Origin of the sequence: Vibrio sp. SCSIO 43136, assembly GCF_023716565.1 — a bacterium.
In the GTDB taxonomy this organism is placed as follows: Bacteria; Pseudomonadota; Gammaproteobacteria; order Enterobacterales; family Vibrionaceae; genus Vibrio.
Map to the genome: position 1 here is coordinate 1,281,121 of NZ_CP071849.1, position 26,907 is coordinate 1,308,027.

At 45.3% G+C, this 26,907-nt stretch carries 21 protein-coding genes and 1 pseudogene; 10 read left to right on the top strand and 12 right to left on the bottom strand.

Annotation, left to right across the window (positions count from 1 at the left end):
* Nucleotides 1-102: 102 nt before the first annotated feature.
* Nucleotides 103-2,118, bottom strand: a complete 2,016-nt coding sequence (locus J4N39_RS20685; protein ID WP_252024511.1) for a DUF3466 family protein — start codon at nucleotides 2,116-2,118, stop codon at nucleotides 103-105.
* 361 nt (nucleotides 2,119-2,479) lie between these two features.
* On the opposite strand from J4N39_RS20685, the gene J4N39_RS20690 reads away from it, so the two are divergent.
* Together J4N39_RS20690 and J4N39_RS20695 are read left to right on the top strand one after the other, a co-directional pair.
* The gene (locus J4N39_RS20690) at nucleotides 2,480-2,695 is read left to right on the top strand and encodes a hypothetical protein (RefSeq protein WP_353505626.1); all 216 of its coding nucleotides are present in this window, start codon (nucleotides 2,480-2,482) and stop codon (nucleotides 2,693-2,695) included.
* A gap of 182 nt (nucleotides 2,696-2,877) precedes the next feature.
* Nucleotides 2,878-3,756, top strand: a complete 879-nt coding sequence (locus J4N39_RS20695; RefSeq protein ID WP_252024513.1) for a helix-turn-helix domain-containing protein — start codon at nucleotides 2,878-2,880, stop codon at nucleotides 3,754-3,756.
* 145 nt (nucleotides 3,757-3,901) lie between these two features.
* On the opposite strand, the gene J4N39_RS20700 is transcribed toward J4N39_RS20695, so the two are convergent.
* Nucleotides 3,902-5,182, bottom strand: a complete 1,281-nt coding sequence (locus tag J4N39_RS20700; protein ID WP_252024514.1) for a carbohydrate porin — start codon at nucleotides 5,180-5,182, stop codon at nucleotides 3,902-3,904.
* A gap of 540 nt (nucleotides 5,183-5,722) precedes the next feature.
* On the opposite strand from J4N39_RS20700, the gene J4N39_RS20705 reads away from it, so the two are divergent.
* Nucleotides 5,723-6,226 (top strand): early set domain-containing protein, encoded by a 504-nt coding sequence (locus J4N39_RS20705; RefSeq protein WP_252024515.1) that lies wholly within the window; start codon nucleotides 5,723-5,725, stop codon nucleotides 6,224-6,226.
* Nucleotides 6,227-6,267: 41 nt separating this feature from the next.
* Here J4N39_RS20705 and J4N39_RS20710 read toward each other — a convergent pair.
* Nucleotides 6,268-6,662: pseudogene (locus tag J4N39_RS20710) on the bottom strand (GNAT family N-acetyltransferase).
* Between the two features lie 12 nt (nucleotides 6,663-6,674).
* Nucleotides 6,675-7,163, bottom strand: coding sequence for a GNAT family N-acetyltransferase (locus J4N39_RS20715; protein WP_252024516.1), 489 nt, complete (start codon nucleotides 7,161-7,163; stop codon nucleotides 6,675-6,677).
* Nucleotides 7,164-7,333: 170 nt separating this feature from the next.
* Here J4N39_RS20715 and J4N39_RS20720 point away from each other — a divergent pair, with 170 nt between their 5' ends.
* The 3 genes from J4N39_RS20720 (at nucleotide 7,334) to J4N39_RS20730 (ending at nucleotide 9,504) form a co-directional block, all read left to right on the top strand.
* Nucleotides 7,334-8,680, top strand: coding sequence for a YHYH protein (locus tag J4N39_RS20720; protein WP_252024517.1), 1,347 nt, complete (start codon nucleotides 7,334-7,336; stop codon nucleotides 8,678-8,680).
* Nucleotides 8,680-9,159, top strand: coding sequence for a hypothetical protein (locus J4N39_RS20725; RefSeq protein ID WP_252024518.1), 480 nt, complete (start codon nucleotides 8,680-8,682; stop codon nucleotides 9,157-9,159). Before J4N39_RS20720 ends, J4N39_RS20725 begins: the two co-directional genes overlap by 1 nt.
* Nucleotides 9,160-9,246: 87 nt before the next feature.
* On the top strand, nucleotides 9,247-9,504 hold the full coding sequence (locus J4N39_RS20730) for a DUF2999 family protein (RefSeq protein ID WP_252024519.1): 258 nt from the start codon (nucleotides 9,247-9,249) through the stop codon (nucleotides 9,502-9,504).
* 40 nt (nucleotides 9,505-9,544) lie between these two features.
* Here J4N39_RS20730 and J4N39_RS20735 read toward each other — a convergent pair whose 3' ends face one another.
* The 7 genes from J4N39_RS20735 to J4N39_RS20765 form a co-directional block, all read right to left on the bottom strand.
* The gene (locus tag J4N39_RS20735; protein WP_252024520.1) at nucleotides 9,545-12,727 is read right to left on the bottom strand and encodes an ABC transporter substrate binding protein; all 3,183 of its coding nucleotides are present in this window, start codon (nucleotides 12,725-12,727) and stop codon (nucleotides 9,545-9,547) included.
* Nucleotides 12,728-12,872: 145 nt separating this feature from the next.
* Complete coding sequence (locus J4N39_RS20740) at nucleotides 12,873-16,292, bottom strand: 1,3-beta-D-glucan phosphorylase, GH149 family (protein ID WP_252024522.1); 3,420 nt, start codon at nucleotides 16,290-16,292, stop codon at nucleotides 12,873-12,875.
* 111 nt (nucleotides 16,293-16,403) lie between these two features.
* The gene (locus J4N39_RS20745) at nucleotides 16,404-17,378 is read right to left on the bottom strand and encodes an ABC transporter ATP-binding protein (RefSeq protein WP_252024523.1); all 975 of its coding nucleotides are present in this window, start codon (nucleotides 17,376-17,378) and stop codon (nucleotides 16,404-16,406) included.
* Complete coding sequence (locus tag J4N39_RS20750; RefSeq protein WP_252024524.1) at nucleotides 17,375-18,355, bottom strand: ABC transporter ATP-binding protein; 981 nt, start codon at nucleotides 18,353-18,355, stop codon at nucleotides 17,375-17,377. Before J4N39_RS20750 ends, J4N39_RS20745 begins: the two co-directional genes overlap by 4 nt.
* Nucleotides 18,352-19,320, bottom strand: coding sequence for an ABC transporter permease (locus J4N39_RS20755; protein WP_252024525.1), 969 nt, complete (start codon nucleotides 19,318-19,320; stop codon nucleotides 18,352-18,354). Before J4N39_RS20755 ends, J4N39_RS20750 begins: the two co-directional genes overlap by 4 nt.
* Before the next feature lie 8 nt (nucleotides 19,321-19,328).
* Nucleotides 19,329-20,303: an ABC transporter permease gene (locus tag J4N39_RS20760; RefSeq protein WP_252024526.1), complete on the bottom strand. Its 975-nt coding sequence runs from the start codon at nucleotides 20,301-20,303 to the stop codon at nucleotides 19,329-19,331.
* A 54-nt stretch (nucleotides 20,304-20,357) separates the two neighbouring features.
* On the bottom strand, nucleotides 20,358-21,992 hold the full coding sequence (locus J4N39_RS20765) for an ABC transporter substrate-binding protein (RefSeq protein ID WP_252024527.1): 1,635 nt from the start codon (nucleotides 21,990-21,992) through the stop codon (nucleotides 20,358-20,360).
* Between the two features lie 435 nt (nucleotides 21,993-22,427).
* Here J4N39_RS20765 and J4N39_RS20770 point away from each other — a divergent pair, with 435 nt between their 5' ends.
* Together J4N39_RS20770 and J4N39_RS20775 are read left to right on the top strand one after the other, a co-directional pair.
* Nucleotides 22,428-23,156: a transporter substrate-binding domain-containing protein gene (locus tag J4N39_RS20770; RefSeq protein ID WP_252024528.1), complete on the top strand. Its 729-nt coding sequence runs from the start codon at nucleotides 22,428-22,430 to the stop codon at nucleotides 23,154-23,156.
* A gap of 178 nt (nucleotides 23,157-23,334) precedes the next feature.
* On the top strand, nucleotides 23,335-24,015 hold the full coding sequence (locus J4N39_RS20775) for a hypothetical protein (RefSeq protein WP_252024529.1): 681 nt from the start codon (nucleotides 23,335-23,337) through the stop codon (nucleotides 24,013-24,015).
* A 46-nt stretch (nucleotides 24,016-24,061) separates the two neighbouring features.
* Here the strand turns inward: J4N39_RS20775 and J4N39_RS20780 are convergent, their stop codons facing one another.
* The gene (locus J4N39_RS20780; protein ID WP_252024530.1) at nucleotides 24,062-25,180 is read right to left on the bottom strand and encodes a BamA/TamA family outer membrane protein; all 1,119 of its coding nucleotides are present in this window, start codon (nucleotides 25,178-25,180) and stop codon (nucleotides 24,062-24,064) included.
* A gap of 278 nt (nucleotides 25,181-25,458) precedes the next feature.
* Here J4N39_RS20780 and J4N39_RS20785 point away from each other — a divergent pair, with 278 nt between their 5' ends.
* Entirely contained in the window at nucleotides 25,459-26,313 is an 855-nt protein-coding gene (locus J4N39_RS20785; RefSeq protein ID WP_252024531.1) for a DMT family transporter, read from the top strand.
* Nucleotides 26,314-26,628: 315 nt separating this feature from the next.
* The gene (locus J4N39_RS20790) at nucleotides 26,629-26,901 is read left to right on the top strand and encodes a hypothetical protein (protein ID WP_252024533.1); all 273 of its coding nucleotides are present in this window, start codon (nucleotides 26,629-26,631) and stop codon (nucleotides 26,899-26,901) included.
* The last annotated feature ends 6 nt before the right edge of the window (nucleotides 26,902-26,907 follow it).

The following is a 26,907-nucleotide window of genomic DNA, read 5'->3' on the forward strand; positions in this document are numbered from 1 at the left end:
CATAGAGGGTGAAATCGACTCTTACTGCTAATAATGCGACGAAAAAAAGGAATAAAACGACACCAAGGCAAAATTTGTGAGTTACCTCGATGCCGTTAACGGTTAAATATCGTGCACTTGGGCCACCGACCAACGTAAGCGTGTTGCGAAAAGCCCTATCAATAACCAAATTAGCCCCAGTGCCGCACCAGACCGAGTGACCGTTGAGGTATCTTCTTCACGAGCGCTAATATCTGCGCTCGTTGCACCAGCAATTGGCAGTAATGTCACGGCCACAACTCGCTCATCACCCACGCCTTGGTTGCAGTAAGAAAAGTGATCCGATGAATCATATTCCATCGACTCTGTAGCGCTTTGGTCGGCAAAACATTGAATTGCCGTTGCGGCGATCACCCCAGCATCATTAATATCTCTTGCGGCAATAATTCGGAAATGATTGTTTGCTGAGCTGTAATCCCCACCGTGAGTAAGATCATCTAACCACCACGCTTGGTTAGCCAATCGTGCTAAGCGTGTATCGTCACTACCATCACCATTGTATGGGTAGATGTAGCCACGGTGGTCACGAATCTTTCCTTCCACTTCTCGATGCGTTTCTGCATCCACCTCACCGACAATTTCGTTGTAATTATTGATAGCATGTGGGACTCCCTCCGCACTATCAAAGAAAATGGCTTCTCCATGGCTGGTAAAAAAGCTGGCACTTGGCGTACTATCACTCGCATCAGCAATAAACATTCTTCGGTCAGTCACTCCATCCGATGGATAGTCTCCGTCTCGTTTGGCATACCCAATCACAAGTAGATTTTGATTCACATCGGTAGCAGTAGAGTAAGTGTGAATGTATTCATCACTAACTTCTACCGTCGCATTAGAGATGAAGGTTGTCTCCCAAGCATTTTCGCTCACCGTAAAGTCGCTGACAGAGCTTGGTCGAAATACCGCAGCCTGCATTAAGAAATCATTATCATCCCCAATGGTCGTGTTATACCCTGCCAGCACAGGCAAACCTTGATAATATCCACTACTGGCAATGGCTGCTGCCTTAGCACTCGCTTGAGCAGATGCTAGGTCTTCATCGTACTCATGATAGCCACTACTGTCCGTGTCCCAATCGGTAACGGCATATTGGTTAATATCATCGTTGGCATTAGTTGTATCTGAGATATTCCAAACAAACGCTCTATTTGCAAAGCCAAAGTTTTGACAAGCGGCATAAAACGCAGGTTCGTCATACCCTACACAAGCAGTAACATCGTCGTAGTAATCTTTGCTATCGTCATCGTAATAAAACGGTGAAACTGAAGCACTGCCAACCACATAGCTCTGATTGTCGTATTCAAAACTGTCAAACGCCATGGTTCGTCCCATTTGCTCGACTACATTTTGTTCGCTATCAGCATCCGCCAACCCAAGGCTGTCATCTGCCTTTGGTTCCAGTAGGAGCATCTCTCCATTTTGATAGACATATCCGCGCTGACGATAGAGCTGCACGTACTGGTTGTCGTAGCTGTAATAACCACTACTGGTCACACCAATAGTGCGTTGCTGTTCGTCTATTCGAGTAATTACTCGTTCGACTGAATCTTCGACAAATGTATAGCTGTAGTCCTCTGTCGAAGGCGCTCGACTACCGCTATCTGGCACATCACTGATTTTAGTATCATCTACATAACTGGATTGGTTCGCTTGATAAATTAAGTTGTAGAATGCGTTGCGCTCATTCTCCAGTCCGCCAATCCCTAGATCGCTATCTCCATACCAAGCTCGGTCTGTCCAGGAATCACATGTTTCATAGCCTAAATCTGAATAACAGTAATCGTTAAGATCGTCCCAGTCTAAATAGTAGAACTGATGATCCACACCGAGCATGACTTCTTGTATAAACGAGAGCTCTTGAGTCGAATAGACAGCCTCAACCGCTAAAGAAAAGTCAGAATCTATACATTGATTTGAAAAGCAGTTTATATCGCTATCCGGTGCGACAGCGACTCCATACGTTTGACCAGAAGAGTTGTCTGCCTGGGAGACGACCACTTGATACAGAGCGGCATGGGCATCAAACACCAAGGTCAAGACGATAAAAAACGATAACACCATATGGGGAAGGTAAGTCATCAAAAATTCCCTTATTACACTATTCCATCACAGCAACAATGGCTGCACCAAAACTTGAAAATGCCCCTCCAATGAGGGGCGGTACCACTGCTTTTCTTATTTATGATGGCGAGTTAACGTCGAGATTAAACCAATGTTTAGACCCTGCGTTTTCACGCCAAAGCCAAAATAGGACGTAACCTTGTGCAAAATGTGAAGGAAAAATGGATTTACATTGAAGTGAAAGGCATTGAGCGAAACAGTGTGATTACAGGATTCAAATTTTCTCCATAATCCCTGCGCAATTAGGAAATAACCTATTTTTCAGTTTCTCAACCACAAGGACTTTCCCATGAACAAACTGATCATCTTTGTAGGATTTATGCTGACTTGCGTATCGCTCCAACCTTATGCTCAAGACCGCCCACCAATGGGAGAGCCACCGAGCTTCGAAGAGATGGATACCAATGGTGATGGTGAGCTACAAATGGATGAACTCCGTGGGCCTTTGGCTGACCAGTTTGACCAACTCGATACTGACAACAGCGGTGGATTATCCGCTCAAGAAATTCCCGAGCCACCTAAGCCTCGTCAATAGAATGCTATCAAATACGGGGGATTACTTGGGTTCACCCTAACCCCCCATATTAACGATAGAGACATGTCACACTTAGCGCCTTGTACTATTAATCTTGCCCAATGATTTAAATAGAATCGTGCCAGCGGCCAGTGATGTCGTAATTATCCATCGTTAGAGAGCGTTTTTCGTAAGTTTTCGTCATGAGCATCACCTTTCAGCTACATACCCACCAGCGACACCACCACCTGCCCTTTGCTGTACTGCACGGCAATCACTATTGCGACTTTCCCAAACATAAACATGCGTTTTCAGAACTATTTATTGTCACGGAAGGCAGTGGTGAACATACGGTTGCCGACTTTCAATATTCACTCTCTCCGGGTGATGTATTTGTCATCAATGGGCAGGTGGAACACGGTTTTCGCAAGGTTAAAGACCTCAAACTGGTTAACCTAATGTTTGAACCTCATCAGCCTTTATTCGAAACACCTCAATTGAAGATGATGCCCGGTTATCAGGCACTGTTTAATATTGAGCCGATTGCGCGTCAAACTTCAGACTACACGGCAAAACTCAATCTAACTCGCAGTCAGTTAGATGAAGTTTTAGTCACGGTTAAAAAGATTGAAGCGGAGTACCACTACGCGAAAGAAGGCTTTGAGCTGATGGTGGTCGCCTTGATGCAGCAGTTAGTGATTAATCTAGCGCGCGTCTATCAAGCACCTGAGTTAGCGATGAACAAAGGCACGACATCTTTGATATTGGGTCGAGCACTTGCTTATCTAGAAGGGCATATAAACTCGCCATCACTGCGTATTGAACACATCGCAGAACAGGCGTTTGTTAGCACTCGTCAATTAGAGCGTCTTTTTAAACGACATCTTGGATTAACACCCAACCAGCACATCAGAAAAAGTCGTATTGAAAAAGCCAAACAACTATTAGCGCAAGAGTTCACTATCCAGCAAGTTGCGGACGAATGTGGCTTTAGTGACAGTAACTATTTCTCGAAGTGTTTTAAGACCGAGCTAGGAGTTAGCCCCAGAGAATATAAAAAAAGCCGCTCAATGAGCGGCTAGAGAAGAGAAAATTGCTCCTGAGCAAATCTTCTTCGCAACAAAAACGAATCCCCCGTAATTCCATTCGCATGTTGCTCAAAACTCTTAAAAGCAGTGATTAACCGAGCTAAGTGTCCTCCACCCTTAGCTCAGTCCAAGTTGGTGATTACCACCACATATCTGCTTGAATACCTACCAGTAGATCCGCTTTGTCACGAGCTGAACCATCTAGGTATGTCGCCAAGAAACGAATTTCAGGAGCTGGACCAAAACCTGATGGAACAATCACTGTTGGTGCAAGAGTAAGTTTGTAGTTTGTCTGGTCGTCACCGACACCCGCAGCATCTTCCCACTTGTTGTATTGGTAGCCCGCTTCAGTTGCGATGAAGAAGTTTTGTGAAATTGGGAAGCTTGGACGGATCATTGCCGATGCCCAGCTGTCCTTACCACCTGCGTCTAGGTTGTTATGTTGACCTTGGATAGAGTGGAAAATGCTCACACCATTTTCAAAGAAGTAACCACCCCAGACTAAAGCACGAGTTGACACATCACCACTCTCAACTTTTTTCATCTTGCTTGGTCCTTCAAGAGCACCGTTACCTGGTTTCCAAGCGTTGTAAGTGGTGATTGTACCGCCAAGCAACTGACCCGAACCTAGACCTTTACCCACCTGTGCGATGTATTTGGTGAAGCCTTTATCGGATAAACCGAATACCGAATCCGTGTTCACGATAGCCGTTGCTTCGATACCGTCAGAGGCATATTTCACACCATCAACGTAGTTATCAGGTAAGTACTTACCCATTGTGTGAAGCTCGACGCTGCCAAAGTTAACGCCCACGTGGAATGCGTGCATTGGGTTGTTCGTATCTGTACCCCAGAAGCCACCTTCAGCGTTATCACTGGCTACGTAAGCAAAATCCCACTTATTGTCACCAATTTCGACACCTTCGATACCCACACCAGTACCTGACATGTCGGTGTAAAAGAAGTCGGTCATGAAGATGTAGTTATCTTTACCGTAGAAACGCTTACCACCCCACAGTACGCCTGTTTCCGTCACGCCTTCAAACTCAACGAAAGTTTCCACCATACCAATGCTACTGTTTGCCGCATCTGCATTTAGACCAAGTTGGTTTTCACCTTCTGACTGAGCATTGTCCGCACCAACGCGAGTTTTAATGCGAATTTTCTGGCCGTCATCATTTTCAAAGTTTTTCTGTAGCGCAAGTTCAAAATGGTTATCTGATTCGATACCCAAACGACCAAGACGCTCTTTAGATGCTGGGAACTTTGAACGTTTAAAATCATCATTTTTGCTGTAAAGAGCACCCGCTCGGAAATATCCGTGGAACTCAAATCCATCTGATTTTTCAGCGAATGTTGGTAAAGAGGCCATTCCTGCAGAAGCAGCTAAAAACGCAAGGGTTAGCTTAGACAGTTTCATAATAACTCCATGTTTTATTGGAAATAACGCCAAAGAAAGCGCTTTCTTTTATGTATATAAAAATTCCCAACAGCAATAGAGAGCACTCGCAAAGAAGTCTAAAATTGAGCAATAAGTATAGTAATAGACTCAATTTCGGCCGTTGCTTGTTGGGGTAGAGCTAGGTTACACACTAAAATGCTGGCAAAACGCACCTTAGATCACAAAGAAAGCGCTTGCTTACGTTTTTGATCACATTATTTGATCCTTTTGTCATTTAAATGGAACTTAAGCCATTAGCACTTAGGAGAAGTCCTCCCAACACCTGAGTCACTTTTTGTAGACCTACAAAACTTAAACAAAGTCAAAACTCAATAAGACTAAGCCGTACAAACAGTGACCACTATTAACATCTATAAATTGAAGGGGAAAATGAAGGGAGAAAGCTTGGTAATCTGAAGGGGCAAGATTAGTTAGGACCTTGGCAAAGGCAGTTCACCGTGTTCCAAACTATTCGAGCCAAACACGACTCTTTTATCTACCATCTATATAGGTTTGAATATGAAATACAAACTGATCGCCTCTACTTTATTTGCTGCCCTAGTTACTGGTTGTGCAAGCACGGATGATTCTGCGACTGAAGCTGTCGTAGCTGAACCTGTTGCCGCAGCACCTGCTGATGCTCGCTTTAGTGACTGCACCATCGCAGATTCCACTAAGGAAGGGCCAGTATCTGCAAAACTGTATGTTGTTGGCTCATTTCCTGATGCCGATTGGCAACATAAAGATAGCCGAGTAATGTCATACAAGGGTGACGGTATCTACCAAGCAGTTATCGAGGAAAAAGCTGGTAATGTCAGCTTACAGTTCGCCGCTTCAAGTTGGGCGCCGCAATTCACTGCTGGTGGTAAGAAGCTCATGGTAGGTCAAGAAAATACGCTACGAACTGGCGGTTACGGTGCAGATACAAAAGTTGCTATCCCACAAGATGGCAAGTACGTTTGGTCTATACAGTTGAGCGAAGATAAAAAACCGCTCAAGGCTATGATCGCACTGTGTAAATAATACTTGCACTGCAAAAAGAAAGCGCCGTATCTCGGCGCTTTTTAGATCCGTTTTTCCATTACGAAGTTCTTTAACCTTTCACCACGCACCTCTACTCGTTGCTCTCCCACCACTTCAAAACCAAATCTCTCGTAAAACGGACGAGCTGTGATGCTCACTTCAGAATAGAGCCTGATAAAGCGCTGCTTCTTAGCTAGCGCAAAGATGTGTGACATCAGTGCTCTGCCAACACCCAGCCCTTGGTATTGGTGATGACAAAAGGGCGTATTTTGGCCAACTTGTTGCACCAGATAGCACGCTCAAAGCCTTCGGGCACCCACGCTTCAACTTGCGCTTGAGAGTAATCTTTACGATTAATCGTACGTATGGTGTGGAAGTAGATGTTCCACAGGGCATCGCTGTCTTGTGGTTGATACTCTCGGATAACTAGAGTCATAGCTGTTCCCTATTACTCACGCTCAAGCCATTTATACATGACCAAAGTGTCCACATAGCCTAATTGAGCGTGCTTGTATGCGTTTGGCACTTGGCCTACCACACTAAAGCCCAGCCGTTTCCATAGTTCCACAGCGACCGTATTGGTTGAGACAACGCTATTAAACTGCATCGCCTTAAAACCTAGTGCTAGCGCCTGAGATTGCGAGTGCACACAAAGCTGCCGAGCAACCCCTTTTCCTCTAGCTTGTTCTGAAACCATATAACCGCAATTGCAAATATGGGCACTAGGCCCCATACCATTGGGCTTGATGTAATAGCTACCTAAGACGTTACCATCTTGGATAAAAACAAAGGTTTTTAACGTCGCCTCACACCATAGAGCGTACGCTTGCTCAAAGGTCATCTCTGGGTCAAATGCATAAGTCTGTTGCGCTTGCACTACGGTTGTAAATGTCGGCCAAAAAGATTTGAAATCGTCAAGCGTCATCTCCCGAATCATTTTTCTCTCCATATTCTTGAGCGATGAAAAGAGATTAACACTGTTTTCTCTATTTAAGCATGCCAGTTTAGCAACTTAGTTACGTTCTCAATCTCCATAATTAACTCACATTTCCCTCAGTTAGCTTCCCTAAGATTAAAAGTACAAACAAGTTGATAGGGAAAGGAATCATGTCGCAGCTCAACCATGCCACTACAAGCAATCCTTTGCGGTTATACATCGCCTTAGTTTTTGCATCTGTTGCTCTGCTTGGCTGTGGCGGTTCTAGTTCCGAAAGCTCCACCGGAGTGAGTGTAGAAGTCGACACAGACACAGACACAGACACAGACACAGACACAGACACAGACACAGACACAGACACAGACACAGACACAGACACAGACACAGTTTGGCTAGTCAATGGCGAAGGTCAACGATCAATTCACATCTTAGATAGCAGCAGTGGTCTTGGGGTCGAAGTCAATGTTCAAAGTGTCTCTGAAAACGCAAACTACACAATCGTCACCTCCGATGGTGTCCCTGACTATCAAGTCACCATGACACAAGAAATGGTAGACAGTTTAAACCAACGCCCAAGAGCCAATTCTGACTTTGTAAACGGTGCAACTAACGTACAAGTCGGTGATACCGTGGAGTTTGGAGAAGACATCGGTTTTGTAAGCAACAACAATTGCAGCGTAAATTACGGATATGGTTATTGGCCGCCGGGACCCGAATGCCCAAGCGACAGTACTCGCACAGGTTACTTACCTAAATCCCCTGTCGCCACCAGCAGTGAGTGCGATACGGGACTTGGACAAGTCGGTCTATGGGTCAATGGCACATCGGTTTACAACTGGGGAGATGGTCAAAGTTACAACAATGGGGGTGTTTGGTACAACTTAGCCCCTGTCGCTGAGCAATACGATGTCGATATCTGTGGTGGCCATGCTGCCAATAGCGATTATCATCACCATTTCTACTCTAGTTGCCTAGCCAACATGGTAGGGGACAATTTTGATGGTCATTCTCCACTCTATGGCTATGCCGCCGATGGCTTTCCTATTTACGGGCCTATGGAATCATCCGGTGTTTACGCCAAAAGTGCTTGGGTGGTGAGAGACTACAACTCATCTGAAACCGGATGTTCTGATGGCAATCGAAGCTGCGTTCTAATTGACCAGTTCGACCCATCCAAAGGCACACAAACCGTCAGTTCTGGGCCAGATTTTAGTGATACAGTCACGACACTTTCAGGAAACTCTCTGATCGCCTATAACGGCTATTATATGCAAGATTTTTATTGGAATAGCGACCTGACCGACCAAGGTGGGGCTTATCTTGATCAATATAATGGTCACTATGATCAAGAACGTGGTTATCACTATCATGTCACGGTCGAAGAGATCAATGGCAAGCTCGTTCCCGCTTTTCCATACATTGTAGGAACTCGTTTTGCAGGCGAACTTGACTCTAACGCTTTAGCTAGGTGTAGATCTGGCAATAGCGGGCCAAGTGGTCCACCGGGGCGTTCATAATGAAAGACTTATTACGCTTCATAGTGAGCTTAGTATGGACTTGCTCTTTTTGGGTTCACAGCGCAGAAGTTCATCAGCATGCCGCTAAAGAGATTGGTGATATGCCCGTCCCTCAGATAGCGGTATCCGTTACTCGCGACGCAGTGGATGGAGTCAACGTGAACTTACAGCTCAGTAACTATGCACTAGGACCACCAGAATCAGAGATTGAGTGCGCTTCTGTGTTGCAAGGGCATGCTCATCTATTCATCAATGGGAAGAGGGTAATGCGACTTTACGCACAAAGCCTACACATTCCATCTCACTTACTTGAGGGCAAGATCAATCAAATCGCAGTATCACTCAATAGCCATCAACACGAAAATTGGATAGTCAATGATCAAACCGTTGTTGCTTCGGTTTTTATCGATACCAGTAAAGAAGCTCTAGTTTTACATAGCTTTTCAAGCCAGCCACTGTCGCTCGCTAAAACTCAATAAGCTACGGGAGTATCTGGCTATACCCACTGCGCATTGAGGGTGTTAGACTAGCAAGCAATTTCATTGAGAGAAAACAAAGGAAAAACAATGAACCCGATTATTGCTCTGCTTAAAGAGAACAACATCAGTGATGAAAAGATCCATGAAATCTTCGAAGTATTGACCCAAAACCCTCTAGCGGCAATGGCGACAATCAGCCAACTGGGTCTGCCGCAAGATAAGCTTCAAGCGCTGATGGGACAGGTCATGGCTAACCCAGTACTGATCAAAGAAGCTGTCGAAGAGCTCGGTCTAGACTTATCCAAAGTAGAAGCAGCCAAAGAGCAGCTAGACAAGCAACAGTAATGATACTTAAGCCCTCCTTATGAGGGCTTTGTTTTATCTATCAAGCCTTTTTCTCTTCTGGCTGACAATAATCCGCTTCAAATTGCTCAACCGTGAGTGGCCTGCTGTAATAAAAACCTTGCACTTCTTGGCAGCCAATTTGAGTTAAAAATTTGGCTTGCTCTAAGCTCTCTACCCCTTCAGCAATAACTCGTACTTTCAAACTATCGCCCAAGGCCATCACGGTTTTACAAATGACCATTGCATCGGAGTCTTGTGGAATACCGAAAATAAAAGATTTATCCAGCTTCAATTTTTGAATCGGTAATTGCTTGAGGTAACTCAAGGACGAGTACCCCGTCCCAAAATCGTCAATGGCTATTTCAATGCCCCAAGATTCCAACGTAGTCAAAATGGAAACAGCGGATGCTTTATTTTCCATAATACTCGACTCGGTAACTTCAAGAGTGAGCTTTTCTGCAGGAAACTGTGAGCGAGTAAGTGCTAACTTAACCACTTGGATTAAATCAATTTTCTCTAGCTGTTTTGTCGATAGATTAACTGCAACCTTACCAAAGTCCACTCCCATATCTAACCATACCTTGGCTTGAGCTAAAGCGGCATTTAGCACCCACTCGCCCAGTTCATCAATAAAACCCGACTCTTCAGCAATCGGTATAAACTTGTCAGGGCCAATCATGCCGTGGATTGGATGATTCCAACGCACCAGTGCCTCGATACCAGTGACTTGATGGGTACTGAGGTGGAACTGCGGCTGATAGTGCAGCAAGAGTTGTTCAAGGTGTACTGAGTTTCTCAGATCAGTTTCAAGCTCAGTTCTTTCCTTCACATAGGTCGTAGATTCTTGAGAGTAGAATCGATAGGTGTTTTTGCCAGCGTTTTTGGCCTGATACATCGCTGTATCTGCATTTCGTAGCAGGTCATCAACATTGTCTCCATCTTGCGGGTAAATACACACGCCGATACTTGCAGTGACGCCAATGGCGTGAGATTCCAACGGCGTTAGATCTCTCAACAAGTGCAGTATCTTGTCAGCTATCATCTCAGCCTTTGATAGTTCACTAACATCTTGGAAAATTAATACGAACTCATCGCCGCCAATGCGGGCAACAATGTCTTCATCGCGCAACTTATCAGACAGGTATTTGGAGACAACAGTTAACAAGGAGTCCCCCTCTGGATGACCAAAGCTATCGTTAACGTTTTTGAAATTATCCAAATCCATGTACATCACCGTAAATGATTGGTGGTGTAGTGAGGCATATTCGACAAGATCTGCGAGATACTCTTTCATCATACGGCGATTGGGTAGATCGGTAAGAGGATCATGAAATGCAAGGTATTGTGCTTCCTGCTGCGAAGCTTTCAATTCACTGATATCAGAAAACACCGAAACGTAATGGGTAGTGACATTGTGGCTGTCTTTTACGGCAGATATGGTTTGCCAAATCGATAGCTCACCTCCATCTTTTTTACGATTAATCAGTTCACCACTCCACGAACCCTGCTCCAATATAGATTGCCACATCTGTGCATAAAAAGGTTTGTCATGTTTACCGGATTGAAACATTTTTGGTGTTCGTCCGATGACATCTTTTCTGCTATAGCCAGTAAGCTCAGTGAATGCCTTGTTGATTTCAACGATTTCGGTGTCCGCATTTGTTATCACTACCCCTTCCGCACTGCTTTCAAACACGCTAGCAGATAGGCGTAGCCTGTCTTCTGAACGTTTACGCTCGGTAATATCTCGTCCAACGCCTAACACACCTAACAGTTGGTTTGAGTGCTTTTCATAAACCGGGGATTTGACGGTCTCAAGTACTTCTTGATGGCCATCAGAGCTAAAAGAGATGGTCTCTTCATTGACAGACAAGCCACCAGCTTCCATCGCCAGCAGATCTTTTTCACGGAAAAAGTCCGCCAGTTCTTTATCGACGAAGTCGTAATCGGTTTTGCCCTTGATTTCACTTTCTGTGGCACCAAAAAACTCTTCAAAGCGCTTATTGCAAGTCAGGTAAACCCCATCTCGATCCTTAATCCAAACAAGATCTGGCAGGGTATCCATTAACAAGCGCAAAAAGCTCGACTTTTCTTTGAGCTTGTTACTCAACTGCTTCATCAGATAGTTCTTGCGCACAAGATAGAGAGCCGATATCACCAATATGGTAAATACTAGGGCGACAGCACTAAGTTCCATCAAGTAGGTGCGCATAAAAGACTGAGGTTCAAATAACACCAGCGAATTTGGTGGTAATACGCTTTGACTCAGTTGGTAGCGCTCAAGTTCTCGATAATCGAATGTCGGCACATTAGGGCTTTTATCCATGATCGGGATATTGGCAGGTGAGGTACCAGACAGGATTGTTTTTACCATCAATGCCGCTTGCCGACCCTGTTCGAGGTGACTTACCGTCACTCCGCCCAAGACACCTTCTCCGATGCCGTGTTCCCAAGTATGCAAGATAGGCACGTCAGTACCGTTAACCATAAGTGCGAGAGCTTCATAAAATGACTTTTCAACCTTGAGGCTATCTTGGAATGCCGACAGCAGTAATAGAGCATCATTCTCACCCAGCCTGTTTAGATTATTAGCGAACTCCTGCCAAGTGAGGTCAGCGAGCGGTAATTCGTGAAACTTAAGCATTGGAAACTGCTCATACAGCGACTGAACAGTGGCTAAATCGGACTGACCACTAACACGATCATCAACCACCACATGTATGTTGTTGCGCTTTGGCATCAAAGTGCTAGCAAGAGAAATCGTCTCAGCGAAAGAAGCGGCCTCAACCACGCCAGTTATCCAAGGGGTAGCTTCGAGGCTAGCAGCCAACTGGAGATTATTTACTCCAAGAAACACCACTGGTGTATTGGGGAATAAAGAGGCACGGTGCTCTAGCGCAAAATGAAGTGCATTGTCGTCAGCAGTCATGACCACATCATAGGGACTACGTTTACTCAACTTATAGCCAAACATGGCAAGGAAATTTTGCTGGCTTTGGCTGTCATTGAGTCTTTTGCTATCCATATACTCAATGTCGATCACTGGCGAATCTTCACCAAAGGCGAGATCAACCCCATTTAAAACTTTTGGGCTAGATGGAAAACTAGGATGATAAGAAAAAAGCAGTAAAACTCGCTTGTCTGCCAACTCACTTGCAGCAAGAGTAGCTGACGAAAACGCCAGCAGCAGGCAACAAATCAAAGTGTTAATCAGTCGATGCATATCTTCTCCGGCAAAACGGCTTTAGCGCTGCAACCTAGTTTATAAAAAGGGTTTTACAACTTTAATACTAGCAACTAGCGGGCGATAGTCAGGACTAATTTGCTAAATAGAAAAAAGGGCTGATAAGTCATCAGCCCTTCCACACTTACATTACCGTACTAACCGGTACTTTCACTCTAACTTCAACCACATCGCCACTGCGAGCAAAAATCATCTGGCTCAAGGAGTGAGGTAACTCCTGTCCTTTGCGCTCTTCTAGGCTACCGTCTGCCAGTTTCACAGCGATAGACTGACTCTCGCTATCAGTTAGCTGGTAAACAAATGGTACTTGGCAGTAGGTGAAGGCTAATTCATCGCTGTTGACCCAGACACCTTGTGGCTTACCGTGCAAGTTCTCGAAATTGAACATTGCTGATTGGCTCAAGAACTCTTCTTTTTTGAGCAGGGTTGGCATCACGGTAATGACTCCATCTTTCACCCCTATGCCCAGCTCACCAAAGCGAGTGATCACCTCTTCTTTTACTTGACCTGTCATACCTGGCTGCTGTGCACCCGCCTGTTTTGGTGTGTGCGAGTATGGGTCGGTTGGGAAAGCACCGTAGTTTTCAGGCGTTTTATTGAAGCCAATGCCATCACGTACTTGGTAGTAAAACTCCGCTAAACGCTTCGTTTCTGAGCTAGTTGGGTTTAACTCAAACGACGCTTGGTAGTTCTCTTGAACTGCCAGTAGCAGCTTAGATACCATGTGCCAGTAGATACAGCCTAACCCTTCATAGCCAAACATGGTGCCAGAGCGACCAGTGAACTGTTTGTGATTAAAGACCTCTTCATAAGTTGCAAGCAACTGACTGCGGTCCTCGTTGCTAACTTCAGAATAGTCTTGCTCCACCTGAGCCATCACACTCTTAAGGGCATCTGCGTTATCAAAATCTGGGTGGAAGTGATAATTTCCGTGCAAATCCAAGTTGATAATACGTTGATCATCACGAGCCAGCATGCGCTGTAGCCATTCATTGTTCGAGACAAGGTCTGCCGGAATTTGGTTCTTCTCGACAAAACGGCTTAGCTCTCGGTCTGGGTAGAGCATGAAGCTGTGTTGGTCTTCTCGGTACATCTCGCTAGCAAACAAGTTTTCAAGCAATTGCACCGCTTGTTTTGGCGTCAGCACGCCAGAGCTCAGCACTGCGACCTGCCCTTCAAGCATTGGGTACAGCTCGCTCACTTCTAAGTTTTCAGACGAGTAGTTAAGGATGTTATAAGCGTTAAACAGCCCATCTTCTCGCAAGTTATTGCTGATGGTCTCATCCACAACAACTAGGCTAACTTCCACCAGCTTATGCAAAGCGCCAAGGTCTACTTGGGTTTTGCCGCTGAACTGGCGAGTTCTGTATAGTTTACTGCGGTAGTCAGCACCAGCTTTAGCCAGTTGAGTCACTAGCGCACGACGTGTTTGGCGCGTTACTGTCTTCTGGCGGATCTCTTTGCCAGCCGCTTCCAAGATTTGAACCGTCGATTGTAGCCACTCAACGATCTCCACCGACAGGTCTAGGTTGGCTGGGGCTTTGCACAGTAGCTCCTGCATAAAGGCAAGGTAGCGACGAATGTAATATAGCGTCACCATAGATAAGCCGTTACCCACAATCGCATTATTGGCGTCGTTCCATTCTGGGCGCTGGGTGTTTAGCCAAATGCCGCCATCGAGAATGAAGTTGCTCATCTTAGCCAGCAGTGGAACTAGGATTTTCTCCGTCAGGTTCACTTGGTAAACCTCACCGTTTTCATCCAGCATCAATCGACCATCACTGCCAAGCTCTTTCACTTGCTGCTCAATACGCTCTTGAAGCTCGGTATCAAAGCCCACGGTATCTTTCGGGTTTTCAAACAGGGCAACTTCGTCACACAATTCATAAGGCACGTTTGCGTAGCTAAAACACTCACGGCTGAGCAGCTCAATTAGCTCACTTTGCTGGTAGCGATTTGCCAGCTCCAAGAACTTAAGCAAGTAGATGATCTGGTGATCACCCCAGTAACCAATGTTGCTCCATGGGTCATCAAGATCCAAGATTTCCCAATCAATGCCTTGCTTAGTAATGCGATAAGGGTTGTAACCATCTGCCGTTGAAGCATTGGTGAACTTGGCAATAAACGCCGTTAGGTAATGCGGATAACTTAGGGCACTGGCTTCCCAGTTCTGGAAGATATCGCGCCAGTTGCCTTGGTAAGAAAGCAGAGGTTCGCCACGTTCATTTTTCACCTTAATTTCGTAATGGTTCCAAGGACGACTTGGGTCACCATGACGACGGCCAAAGGTAAGTGGAAGATACTCGTAACACAGGCGGATCAGTTGCTCATCACCCACCTCTTTTGCTTTGGCGACCAGTTCGGTGTGTGAGAACTTTTCTGGCAATTGCTCAATGAAAGCTTGATTACGGCTCACCACAGCGCAGTTAGTCGCTTCAAATGTGGCAACAACGTCGTGCTTTTCAAGTTGGTAACCATCGGCAAATACACCACCACGCATATTATTAAACAGTACGTTCGCATAGTGGTGAACACAGGTATTTTCTTGCTCAGTTAACTGCCATGCGTCTGCACCTGACATCAGGTGTTTAAGCTGGTTATGATTGTCTGTGATGCTGCGTTCTAGATCCAACTCAGAGCACTTTGTTAGTGTCATACGACTAACGTCGGCGTGAGACTTGTCGATATCTGCCACTATATACCAATGGTTGATCTCTTTAGCCTTAAGTGTGATCGATTTATGGATAAGGTAAGCACCACGAGCCCCTTTGGTGAGGGTCTCAGGGGTAATTTCTTGTCCTTGAACAAAAGTACGTAGCTGAGCAGAACTCAATAAGATATTGCGATCATCATTGTCTAGGCTAAATGCGGTCGTAGTTCTTAGTGATTCCGCTGGCGCTGCACGATCACTTAACATCGCATACATTGAGTAAAGTGCGATTGGCCCTTTATCTACAATTTCATTCCACTTATAAGCATCCACCAATGCGCTTCGGGTTTGTAGCGCGGCCAATGGCGCTCCTGATGGAAGCAGGTTTTGAACACCATCAATCAGTTCAATGGTTTTCTCTTGATCTGATAAGTTGATAATTTCACTGCGGCGGATAAAGCCAAACTCTTCACTGGTTGCCCAGCTGTAACGAAATGCAATCTGAAGGTCATGGTTCACTTCTTCAAACAGAAGCTTGTCACCGATAGTGTTTTTATACAGGTGACGCTCGATAGCATACTGACCTTCTAGATGAGGGTTGAAAGGTTGCCACAAAGCTTGGCCTGACTCAGTCGAGACACGAACCAAGGTTCTAGGACCCGTGTTGTCAGCACTTTCATGAATATGGTCTACTGAGCGGTACGGAAATAGCGCATTTTCAGGTCGAATACGTCCAGCAGATAGGCAACCCGTCGAAGAAACAAATAGCCAATGGTCGCTAGATGAAACCACACTAATAAAGAATGGGGCCATTTGGTCGACGTTTGAGATCTTGTAATAGCGCTCGTTGGCTAAATTGACGAACTCACCCGAGATAGATTGTTGATTTTGCATGATTGAAACCTCAAGAAAGCGCTTTCTTGTTTGCTTTAAAAAATGGAGCGTGATCGCTCATGAGTCTATTTAGAAAGCGCTAAAATTTATTTATTGATTACTGATTACTGATTACAGATGATGACAGCGAGCAAAATGTTGCTCAGAGATCTGAGTCGTCGTTGGCATCGTGTTAAAGCACTGTTCGCTGGCCTTCGGACAACGAGTCGCAAATGGACAACCTTGGCTGTCAGGACGCCACATTGGGATCTCACCTTTTTTCACTGCCAACTCACGTCGCCCTGCATTGCCCACTTCAGGGACAGCAGATAAAAGCAACTGCGAGTATGGATGCTGAGGATTTTGCGTCACGCTATCGCTCTCGCCCCACTCAACCATATGACCGACATACATGACTGCGGTTTTCTCCGCAAAATAGCGTGCCGTGGCAATATCGTGGGTGATGTACATAAATGAGATGCCATGCTTATCTTTAAGGTCAGCCATCAAGTTTAGGATGCCTAAACGCACCGAAACATCGAGCATAGAAATTGGCTCATCTGCCAAAATAACTTCTGGATCAACAGCAATCGCACGAGCAATCGCCACTCGCTGACGTTGACCGCCGCTCAGTTCGTGCGGGTATTTTTCAGCCGTTTCCTTAACAGGAGACAAGCCTACTAATTCCAGTAGCTCATACACCAACTTCGGCACAGCTGCTTTTTCAGCACGCTTATGAATGAGTAGCGGACGAGCGATATGATGGTAAATCGTATGCACCGGATTTAAAGAACCAAATGGGTCTTGGAAAATCATCTGTACCTGACGGGCATATTCAAGCTCGCCATTTTGCTCAATGTAGTTATCTAACGGCTGACCTTTAAACTCTACTGCGCCTGCCGTTTTGTCGTAGATACGGGTCAGGATACGAGCACCAGTACTTTTGCCCGAGCCAGACTCACCAACGATGGCTAACGCTTCACCCTTTTTCAAATCAAATGAGACATCGTTAACGGCACGCATCAAGTTGCCTTTAGATGACTGACCGATGGCAAAGTCCTTCACCAGATTCTTGACCGAAAGTACCACTTCTTTCTCTGCGATCATGCCATTTCTCCTTCAACTAGGTGACAAGACACCTGACGGTTGGCTGTAAACTTCAGTGCTGGCTCTTGTTGGCTACATTTAGCAAAACACTGATCACAACGGGCTTGGAAATTACACCCCTGTGGAATATCCAGCAGGTTCACTGGGTTACCAGGGATACCGTATAAACGCTCTTTAGGGCCATGAATGGTTGGGAATGATGCCACCAAGCCTTTGGTGTACGGATGTTGTGGGTCACCAAACACTTGCTGCGCTTCACCCAGCTCAATCAGGTTACCTGCGTACATCACACCAATGCGGTCAGCAATCTCGCCCATTAAGCTCAAGTCGTGGCTGATGAACAAAATTGAAAAGCCGAAACGAGTTTTCAGATCATAAAGCTCGTTGAGAATTTCACGCTCTACTACCACATCCAGCGCCGTCGTTGGCTCATCCATGATGATGAGTTTTGGCTCTAGTGCGAGAGCTATCGCAATCACAACACGCTGACGCATACCACCACTCAATTGATGTGGAAAACTTGCCATACGGTCGCCATGAATACCGACAATGCCCAGTAACTCAACTGCACGTTCTGCCGCTTCTTTATATGGAATGTTTTTGTGAGCGATGATGACATCGGTCAGCTGTTCACCAATAGTGATCACAGGGTTTAACGAGTTCATCGCACTTTGAAATACCACCGAGACTTCATCCCAGCGAAACTTTCGTAGCTTACGGTCGTTCATTTTCAGCACGTCTTCCCCTTTGTAGAGGATCTCACCTTCCGAGATGAGTGCTGGGGCTTTATGTAAGCGAGCAATCGCAAAGGCCAGTGTGCTCTTTCCACAACCCGACTCTCCAGCAATGCCCAAGGTTTCCCCTTCACCTATGGTTAAAGAAACATTGTTCACCGCACGAGCGACACCATTAGGTGAAACGTAATCCACGCAAAGGTTGTTGATTTCTAACAAAGGTTTGTTTGCTTTAGTACTCATGCTAGACCTCGGCGTTTATCAGCTTGTTTCTTTAATTGACGCCACAGCTTCATGTGTGGGCCAGTACGAAGTTTCGGGTTACTCACTTGGTCAATCGACATATTAATAAGTGCCAGTGCGCCACCAGTAATAGCAAGTGCAGCCGCTGGAACAATCATCTCCCACCATGCACCGGTATACAGTGCCGAAGATGTCTGAGCCCAGTAAAGCATTGAGCCCCAGCTCACTTCAGTGGCATCACCAAGGCCCAGAATACCTAAGCCTGCCTCAGCGCCCATGGCATAAAGCACCGCCCCTAGGAAGCCACCAAACACAATCGAAACTAGATTCGGTAGGATCTCAACCAGAATGATGCGCCACTTGGACTCACCCATCACTTCAGCAGAGATGATGAACTCTTTACTGCGGATCGCCATGGTCTGGGAGCGAATGACACGAGCGCCCCACGGCCAAGAGGTGAAACCGAGTAGCAAGGTGATCACCAGTGACCCCACCTGCCCTAAGAAAGCGGCGAGTACAATCAACAAGGGGAGTTGCGGGAAGACCAGAAATACGTTGGTTAGAAAGTTCAAACGCTCATCAATCTTACCGCCGAAATAGCCCGCAGAGACACCAACAATCACTGCAAGCGTCATTGCGATGGCACCAGCACTGATTGCAACCGTCAGAGACTTCTGCGCACCATGCAGTACTTGGCTGTAGACATCACGCCCACTTCGGGTCGTGCCCATAATATGTTCTGCATTTGGGGCAACGTGAGCACGAGCAACACGCTTTTCTGGGTTATGTGTAGCCAGCAATGGGGCGGCTAGCGCACCAACAAGCACCACGGTCATAAGAAAGCCACCAATAATTGCCGGCGGGTTTCCGTAAAAGAAGGCGTATAGCTTTGACCAGATCTGTTTTAATTTTTTACTCATTTTATTCGGCTGCGCTTCAATGGCTGGGTTGAGTGTTTTTTCCATACATCACCTCAATTGGAAATTCGTGGGTCAAGCCACACGTAAAGCAGGTCAGCGATAAAGTTAGCTGTTAGCACTGCCGTCACAAGGATGAGCAAAATGGCTTGGATCAGTGGGTAATCACGTGCACCGATGCCTTTTAGCAAAACATTGCCCAGCCCTTGGTAGTTAAACACCACCTCGGTCATAATTGAGCCTGCAAAAGAGAAACCGATCGCCATCGCAATTGCTGTTGCTACTGGCAAGATGGCATTTCGACCAGCGTAACGAGACATAACTTTGTAGCTACTTAGTCCTTTGGCTTCTGCCATGGTCACGTAATCTTCACCCAACACGTTGATCATTGCGTTACGCATGTTAAACACCCAAGTGGCAATGCCGACAATGATCATCGACCCCATAGGCAACACAGCGTGTTTAGCGACACTTGCGATGAACTCCCACGTGAATCCTGGGTCAAGAGCAGGGTCATAGGTGTATGCCAGCGGCAACATATCCAGCTTCAAACCAAAGATGTAGAACAGAAGCAGCGCCGTCACGATGTAAGGGAAGTTACTGACAAAGGCGAGCAGTGGCGGAACGAATTGACCAAAAAAGCCTTCACGTCGATACGATGCGTAAGTACCGATGCTGACACCAATGATTAACGCCACAATCAGTGAGCCCAGCGCTAGGAACATAGTCCAAGGTAGCGCCATACCAATGACATCAGACACGTTAACCGGGTACATAAGTACCGAAGGACCAAGGTCTAACGTGAACACACTTTTCATGTAGGCAAGGTATTGCTCAAAGATGTTGCCATCCATGAAGCCATACATTTCACGTACCGCATCTAGCTGTGAGCTGTCCATCTGACCTTTGCTAGCGGCAAACAGAGCATCAACAGGGTCACCCGGCATCAAACGTGGCAACATGAAGTTAAAAGAAATTGCGATTAAGAACGCAGTAAAATAAAAGCCAAACCGGCGAAAAATAAACGACATAACGAATCCTTACTCAGCCACCCCCACAACTTACGAGGGTGGCTGTGACGTTACTTACTTAAGATGAAGGTTGTTTAGAATGATCACTCGCTTGCCACCGTCGTACCAAACTGGCTGAACGTATGGGTCTTTCTCACTTGGCCAACCTGCAATCTTACTGCTGTTGTATTGGAACCAAGTAGGGTTCGAGAACAGTGGAATGAATGGCAGGTTTTGCGCTGTGAAATCTTGAAGCTCATCTAGGATGGCTTGCTGCTTTTTCGCATCACCGGTTTTACCAAAGCTCTTGATGAGTTTATCGATCGCCTCGGAGTGAACACCGTGGCCTGCGTGCCAAGTTTTACCGATTCGAGACGTTTCAAAGTATTCTTGATACGCAAGAATTGGGTTAGTCGCTACCATCGACCAGTTGATCGACATCTTGTAGTTGCTGTCTTTTAGGTTCTTATCGTAAACCGCCCAGTCAACCGTTTTCACGTTGGCTTGGATACCGACATCAGCAAAGAACTCTGTTGCCATCTGAACCACTTGAATCCAATCCGTCCAGCCGTTAACCACCTCGATATCAAACTCTACTGTTTTGCCATCTGGTGTATCACGGAAACCATCGTTGTTGCGGTCAACAATGCCAGCCTCATCAAGCAGTGCTTTGGCTTTCTCAGGGTCGTACGCCGTTAGACCTTTGTACTTAGCTGAGATGTCTTGGTTGATAGAGGTTTTGTAAAGCTCACCAATACCACCAGCGTTAAAGTTGGCTGTTGGGTAGCCGTACGCTGCGATATCGACGATTGCATCGCGATCGAGTGCCATCGACAGTGCTTGGCGCACGCGTAAATCATCAAATGGCGCTTCTTTGGTGTTCACATATAGGTGAATGGCATCGTTAGCTGGGTACCAGAAGTGATTATTTTTCGGATCAGCACCAACAAAAGTGTTTTCAACATCTGCGATGAAGTTTGAACCCCAATCGATCTCGCCTTTGATCAATGCTGGCTGTAGCTGAGAGTTGTCGTTGTATGAACGCAAAGTCACACAATCTAGGTAAGGGCGACCTTCTAGGTAATAATTTGGGTTACGACAAAGCTCCATTTGTTGAGGCTTGAGGTAGCTCACTGTGGTCATTGGGCCGCTACCCACAGGATTCGGGTTAGTAAATGTGTTCAGGTCTTTTGCTTTAGACCAAATGTGCTTAGGTACAATATGGTAACGCTCTAGATTCCAAACAAAAGTTGAATCCGCTTCGTTAAGTGAGAATTCGATAGTGCGATCATCTGTCGCAGTGATTGACGCAAGATTCTTACCTGACCAAATCCCCTTTTGGTCAAATGCAGGGTAATCACGCGTTAGTTCAAAACTGTACACCACATCTTCTGCGGTAAGTTTCGAGCCATCAGACCATTTCAAGTTTGGTTTCAGCTTTACCGTGATAGTTTTCAAATCATCGGAGTAACTTGCTGACTCCGCTAAACGGTAGTTAGTGTCGCCAGTCATATTGTTGAACACCATCAAAGGTTCAAACATGATGCCATGTAGCAAATCTTTCGTAGTGTATGGGTTAAAGTTCTCTACAAAACCAGTATTGATGATAGGTACATTAAGCTTTCCCCCCTGCTTAATTGTCTCTGCATTGACGCCAGCAGCGACGGCAGCAGCGCAAAAGGCAAGGGTAAGTTTTGCTTTGTTATTCATCACGTTGTCCTTAATTTTTATGGTTGTAACCCCTAAGTAGCAAACAACTCTTTTGCTACCTCTTTTTTTAAAGTGCGCTAACTTCCGACAGTAAACCCAAAAAGAAAGCGCTTTCTTTTGGTTTGGATACTAGGCGGTAAAATCCCGTCAATCAATCTAGATTTATATAAAAAGATAAAGTGATCACAAACATACATCTTCACATTCAAAAAACAAACATAAAAACTTAAAAATCAATTACTTAACAAACAAAATAAAGATTAACATCACTCATCACCCCAGGATTAAACTTATATTTTTCAATGACTTATGAAATAGAAGGCTTTGGTGCTTTTTTGAGTACGATCACAAGATTAACTCCCGACCAAAGAAAGCACTTTCTTAAATAATCGTAGGAATGCATATTTGCACCATAAAATTTGAGGATACAGACCAATGAACCACTCAATTAAGTTCTGGAATGGCAATAAAAGTCCAATCAGACAACATCATGAGCTGGAGCTTACTCAAGCGCTGCTAGGTAAGCACTACACTATTATTGAAGATAAAACCGACTACTCCAGTGCCAAGCAAGAAGGTGAAATTTTTCTCAATGGTGCAGACTTGCTGGTCACAGTGAAAGGCAACACCAAATTTCACGGTTATGACCATATCGTGCTTGATCAGCCTCTAGCGCAAGGTATCTTAGGGAAACGACTGCTCGTTGCGACACAAGAAAAGAGTATGCACCTAAGTCAACTCACCCACCTTGATCAGCTTAAAGCGTTTCGCTCGGGCATTCCTGCAACTTGGGCCGATGCCGATCTCTTTCGCCACAATGGCTGCAAAGTCGTGGAGCAAGGCAGTTTAGAAACCATGTTCCAAGACTTAGTTAATGATGAATGTGACTACTTCGCACTCGGTGCCAACGAAGTACAATCGCTGCTTAAACAATATGCTAGTCATAAGCAAGAGCTGGCTATAGTACCTAACGTAATGCTGCGTTATCCAATGAACTTGGTGTATTACATTCATCCAGAACAGGGGGAGATCGCTAACCAGTTAAGCCAATCAGTTAATCAAGAGGTCATTACTTCCATATACAACAAACACTACGGCGACATCGAAAAATCACTGGGACTTTCAGCACGTTACACAATAGTTATGGAGAACCCTAACCAATAGCTCGAAGAACTTTTGAAGCACAATAGTGAGCTGTCTGACAAATAAGAGGCGATTACACTTAGTCAATATATCGGCAGCAAGTAATTTACATGAATATATTACCCCGTTAGTATGACCTTCAGAAATGGTTTATAAATCACGTCCCTAAGTGGTTTCATACTCAAATAAGGTACCTAACATGAATAAGCTCCCTATCACCTTACCACTACTCGCATCTCTCGCCTTTCCTGTGTTAGCCGACGAAGTAAACTATGGTGACCCAACCGCTTCGTACACAGGGCTTGGTTTAAGCCGCACCAGTGATAAAACGCAATTCAACGCCATTTACGGATTAGGTACCCATATTTTTACCGCTGACATTACGGTGTTAGATGACAAAGATCCGGTGACCGATGGTCAAGTGTCAGCACGTGGCCGTTACTTCTACCTTTCGGATGGCTTAGGGTACTCGTTAGATATCATTGGTGACAATGTCAGTATTGGGGCAATTGCCGGTCTGATGTACAAGATGCAAGTGACTAAGAACATCTTAGTGTTTCCAATGGCTGGCATTGGTTATGGCGCAGCAGAACTTTCACTAGATAAACCTAGCGTATCCGAAGATAGCATGATGAACCAGTTTGGTATCTACGGTATGTATGCGTTCGACAGTGGTAACTGGGTCTACGCCAACCCAAAAACCACTTACATTAATGACTTCAAAACCCGCTACAACGAGTTAGAAATTGGTGGTGGTGTGATGATTATGCCGCAGGCTAGTTTAGGTGTGAAAATAGAGCAAATCCTAAACTTTGATTCTGTTGGGGTCGAAAGTGGTGATGCTACCCAAGTATGGGTTAATGCGAATTACTACTTCTAAACTGCTATTCCAAGAGCTAAAAAGGCCACAAAAAGTGGCCTTATTCTTAGAACGCTTCACCGAAGCGGATGTAGTAATTTGATTCTCCACCTTTAGTAATGGCGTAATCAAAACCTATGCTAAAGCGCTCGGTTGGCTCCATCATGTATCGCACACCAATACCGCCTGCAGGAATCCACTCAGATGCCGCTTTCTGTTTTGCATCAAACTGTGTTTCTACGTACGCCGCACCAGCAAATGCGACCCCTGTCCATTTCTCATCGATTGCGTGACGGTACTCAGCTTCAAGTTGATACACTGACGTACCGCGGCTTTTATTCCAATCGATGCCACGAAGCTCTGGCGTGACCATTTCATAACTTGGCACACTGCCAAGTAAGTGAGCGGTCATGGCTTTGTAGGCGAACACATCTTTATCTGCTACAGGGATAAATTGGCTAAACTCAGCATCTACACGATGATACGGTTTACCCGTTTCACGAGCTTCATAGTGCATAGAGCTAATTTCAGTCATATAACCTTCGCGAGCACTCATCATATTGTCACGCTTGTCATAGCTTAAAATTAAGCCTAAAGCACTATTGGTGCCGCTCATTGCTTCTTCAAATCTGGCTCTGTCTTGTTCGGTGTAGTGCTTATCATTCTTTGTCACAGCATTACCACCACTCCACATGCCTTGAACACCAAAGTACAAGTTTTCGATCAGGCGTTTTTTCAAGTTACCGTAGAAAAACTTGGCGTTATTGGTGTATCTCAGTGGTTTCTTGGCCGCTGCGCCAGCATGGCCATAATGCGTCAGGTTTAAGCCGATATAACCTAGGTAAGCAGCGCCTCGCCATTCGTCAAAAGCTGAATTGTGCTCGTGCCCGACAACGGCAACACCACTGTTAGTGTCTGTCCATTGCCCATAAGCAAAAGAAGTTGAAGGGTTTGTCGCACCTTCCGCCCTGTCGTGTATATACAGTGCAGTTAAGCCAATTCCTCTACCCAATGCAGGGTCAGTAATAGGTTGAGGTAAGACGGCAAACTTTGTTCCCCAAAGACTTTGCGTTTCTTCAACTTTTTGGTCAAGGTTGTGTTGTTCATCAGATTCAGGATTTGCAGCGCTGGCATAAACTGACGTTGTAACTATTAACGGTACAACAAGAGGGGTAATGTATTTCATCAAGGAAAAACCTAATTAGCATTGACACATTGCACCGTATTTTCAGCTCACCACGAAAAGAGTCTTCGTAGCAGCTAAGCGTCTTTCCATTGAAATATTTGAGTAATCCGTGCTGAACAAGGTGAAATGTATTACATAAAACAAGGCGGAGATAGTAGTGACTTGCCCATCTAGCGTCAAGATAGGTTCTATCCACTATTGAGATAACTCATAACTAGGCAGTCTTTGTACTGACTGGCATAGCTAAGTAAGGTAAGGCTTCAATAAAAGGAATGATTTTGAAGCTGTTACTTACCACATTACTTGCCCTAATTGCTTTTGCAGCCAACTCCTTGCTCGCTCGTGTCGCTCTAGCGGAGCAGGCCATCGATGCGTCTAGCTATACATTAATCCGCCTTGGGTCAGGAGCACTGTTTTTGGCACTGTTTGTTGCGATAAAACTTAGACTCAACCCAATCGCTAGCTTCTCACGTTTATCGCTGAGCGCAGGTTTTGCACTTCTTGCCTACGCCCTACTTTTCTCATTTGCTTATTTAGAGCTTTCTACTGGCACAGGAGCATTGTTGCTGTTTGGTGCAGTGCAGCTCACTCTGGTACTGATGCACGTTATCACAGGTAATAAACTGCATCGCAACCAATGGGTAGGACTAACCGCCGCTATCATGGGCTTTGTCGTTTTGATGCTGCCCAATGCCCAACAGCCAGATCTGCTCGCTGCAATGTTGATGATAGTCTCGGGCATCGCTTGGGCGGTATTTACTATGCTAGGGAAAAAACTCGCAGCCAACGATGTAAGCCCGGTTTTGTCCATCACACATGGTTTCATTATTGCAGCCGTTTTGAGCCTAGCCGCTTTGCCGTTGATAGACTGGACGCACGCAGCCAAACCTAGCGGTGTTGGTTACGCCATTATTTCTGGAGTATTGGCTTCTGGAGCGGGTTACGTTATCTGGTATCAAGTTTTGGCCAAACTATCATTATTGCAAGCTGCCGTGAGCCAATTAATGGTACCAGTGATTGCATTTGCAATGGGTGTTGGTCTGTTGGACGAGCAGTTAGCGGTTCAAAGCGTTGTCGCTTCTTTAGTTATCCTAACGGGTATTGCATTGGTGGTCACGACCAAGCAAAAGTGATTTGGGCATGACAAAACGTAGGTTTAACACTAACTTCAAGTCAAATAAAAATATTGCGGGTACGTGATGTGGGTTATATAACGACTGAGGCTAATTACCAATTAATAGCTATACAAAAACACATTGCCCACCACCTGACGAAATACCTTTATTGCACAAGATTAGATTTAGAACAGGTTTTGTGGACATATGTGCCCTGCAATACGAGATACCTTTCACATCCCCCTAAATCGAGTCTTTTTGACCTTAGTTTGGTTTGCTAGCTTGAATTTGTCATTTCCAACATGACAAAAAAATAAAAAGGGGATCTAAGTTATGTCTAAGAAATTTTTTGGTTATATTATTTTAGCAATTGGTATTGTTGCTGCTGCAATCGGTGGTTTTGGGATTAGTGAAATTTACGCAAATGAAACGTCATTGTTGGCATTGCCAAATGTCAATGGTCAGCAAATCAATGGGATTGAACACCTTATCGATCAAGCCAAAGCACAGGCAGCGATGCTTCTATTCGGTGGTGTAGCATTAGTATTCGCAGGGGCCTTCTTTGCAAAGCGAGCCGCTGTTTGGGGACAACCAGTTCAAAACTGAACTAAA

What these genes read in the sequence shown, in the direction of transcription:
- J4N39_RS20685 (WP_252024511.1), bottom strand. Translation starts at nt 2,118, where the DNA reads ATGACTTACCTTCCCCATATGGTGTTATCGTTTTTTATCGTCTTGACC.
- J4N39_RS20690 (WP_353505626.1), top strand. Translation starts at nt 2,480, where the DNA reads ATGCTGACTTGCGTATCGCTCCAACCTTATGCTCAAGACCGCCCACCA.
- J4N39_RS20695 (WP_252024513.1), top strand. Translation starts at nt 2,878, where the DNA reads ATGAGCATCACCTTTCAGCTACATACCCACCAGCGACACCACCACCTG.
- J4N39_RS20700 (WP_252024514.1), bottom strand. Translation starts at nt 5,182, where the DNA reads ATGAAACTGTCTAAGCTAACCCTTGCGTTTTTAGCTGCTTCTGCAGGA.
- J4N39_RS20705 (WP_252024515.1), top strand. Translation starts at nt 5,723, where the DNA reads ATGAAATACAAACTGATCGCCTCTACTTTATTTGCTGCCCTAGTTACT.
- J4N39_RS20715 (WP_252024516.1), bottom strand. Translation starts at nt 7,163, where the DNA reads ATGATTCGGGAGATGACGCTTGACGATTTCAAATCTTTTTGGCCGACA.
- J4N39_RS20720 (WP_252024517.1), top strand. Translation starts at nt 7,334, where the DNA reads ATGTCGCAGCTCAACCATGCCACTACAAGCAATCCTTTGCGGTTATAC.
- J4N39_RS20725 (WP_252024518.1), top strand. Translation starts at nt 8,680, where the DNA reads ATGAAAGACTTATTACGCTTCATAGTGAGCTTAGTATGGACTTGCTCT.
- J4N39_RS20730 (WP_252024519.1), top strand. Translation starts at nt 9,247, where the DNA reads ATGAACCCGATTATTGCTCTGCTTAAAGAGAACAACATCAGTGATGAA.
- J4N39_RS20735 (WP_252024520.1), bottom strand. Translation starts at nt 12,727, where the DNA reads ATGCATCGACTGATTAACACTTTGATTTGTTGCCTGCTGCTGGCGTTT.
- J4N39_RS20740 (WP_252024522.1), bottom strand. Translation starts at nt 16,292, where the DNA reads ATGCAAAATCAACAATCTATCTCGGGTGAGTTCGTCAATTTAGCCAAC.
- J4N39_RS20745 (WP_252024523.1), bottom strand. Translation starts at nt 17,378, where the DNA reads ATGATCGCAGAGAAAGAAGTGGTACTTTCGGTCAAGAATCTGGTGAAG.
- J4N39_RS20750 (WP_252024524.1), bottom strand. Translation starts at nt 18,355, where the DNA reads ATGAGTACTAAAGCAAACAAACCTTTGTTAGAAATCAACAACCTTTGC.
- J4N39_RS20755 (WP_252024525.1), bottom strand. Translation starts at nt 19,320, where the DNA reads ATGGAAAAAACACTCAACCCAGCCATTGAAGCGCAGCCGAATAAAATG.
- J4N39_RS20760 (WP_252024526.1), bottom strand. Translation starts at nt 20,303, where the DNA reads ATGTCGTTTATTTTTCGCCGGTTTGGCTTTTATTTTACTGCGTTCTTA.
- J4N39_RS20765 (WP_252024527.1), bottom strand. Translation starts at nt 21,992, where the DNA reads ATGAATAACAAAGCAAAACTTACCCTTGCCTTTTGCGCTGCTGCCGTC.
- J4N39_RS20770 (WP_252024528.1), top strand. Translation starts at nt 22,428, where the DNA reads ATGAACCACTCAATTAAGTTCTGGAATGGCAATAAAAGTCCAATCAGA.
- J4N39_RS20775 (WP_252024529.1), top strand. Translation starts at nt 23,335, where the DNA reads ATGAATAAGCTCCCTATCACCTTACCACTACTCGCATCTCTCGCCTTT.
- J4N39_RS20780 (WP_252024530.1), bottom strand. Translation starts at nt 25,180, where the DNA reads ATGAAATACATTACCCCTCTTGTTGTACCGTTAATAGTTACAACGTCA.
- J4N39_RS20790 (WP_252024533.1), top strand. Translation starts at nt 26,629, where the DNA reads ATGTCTAAGAAATTTTTTGGTTATATTATTTTAGCAATTGGTATTGTT.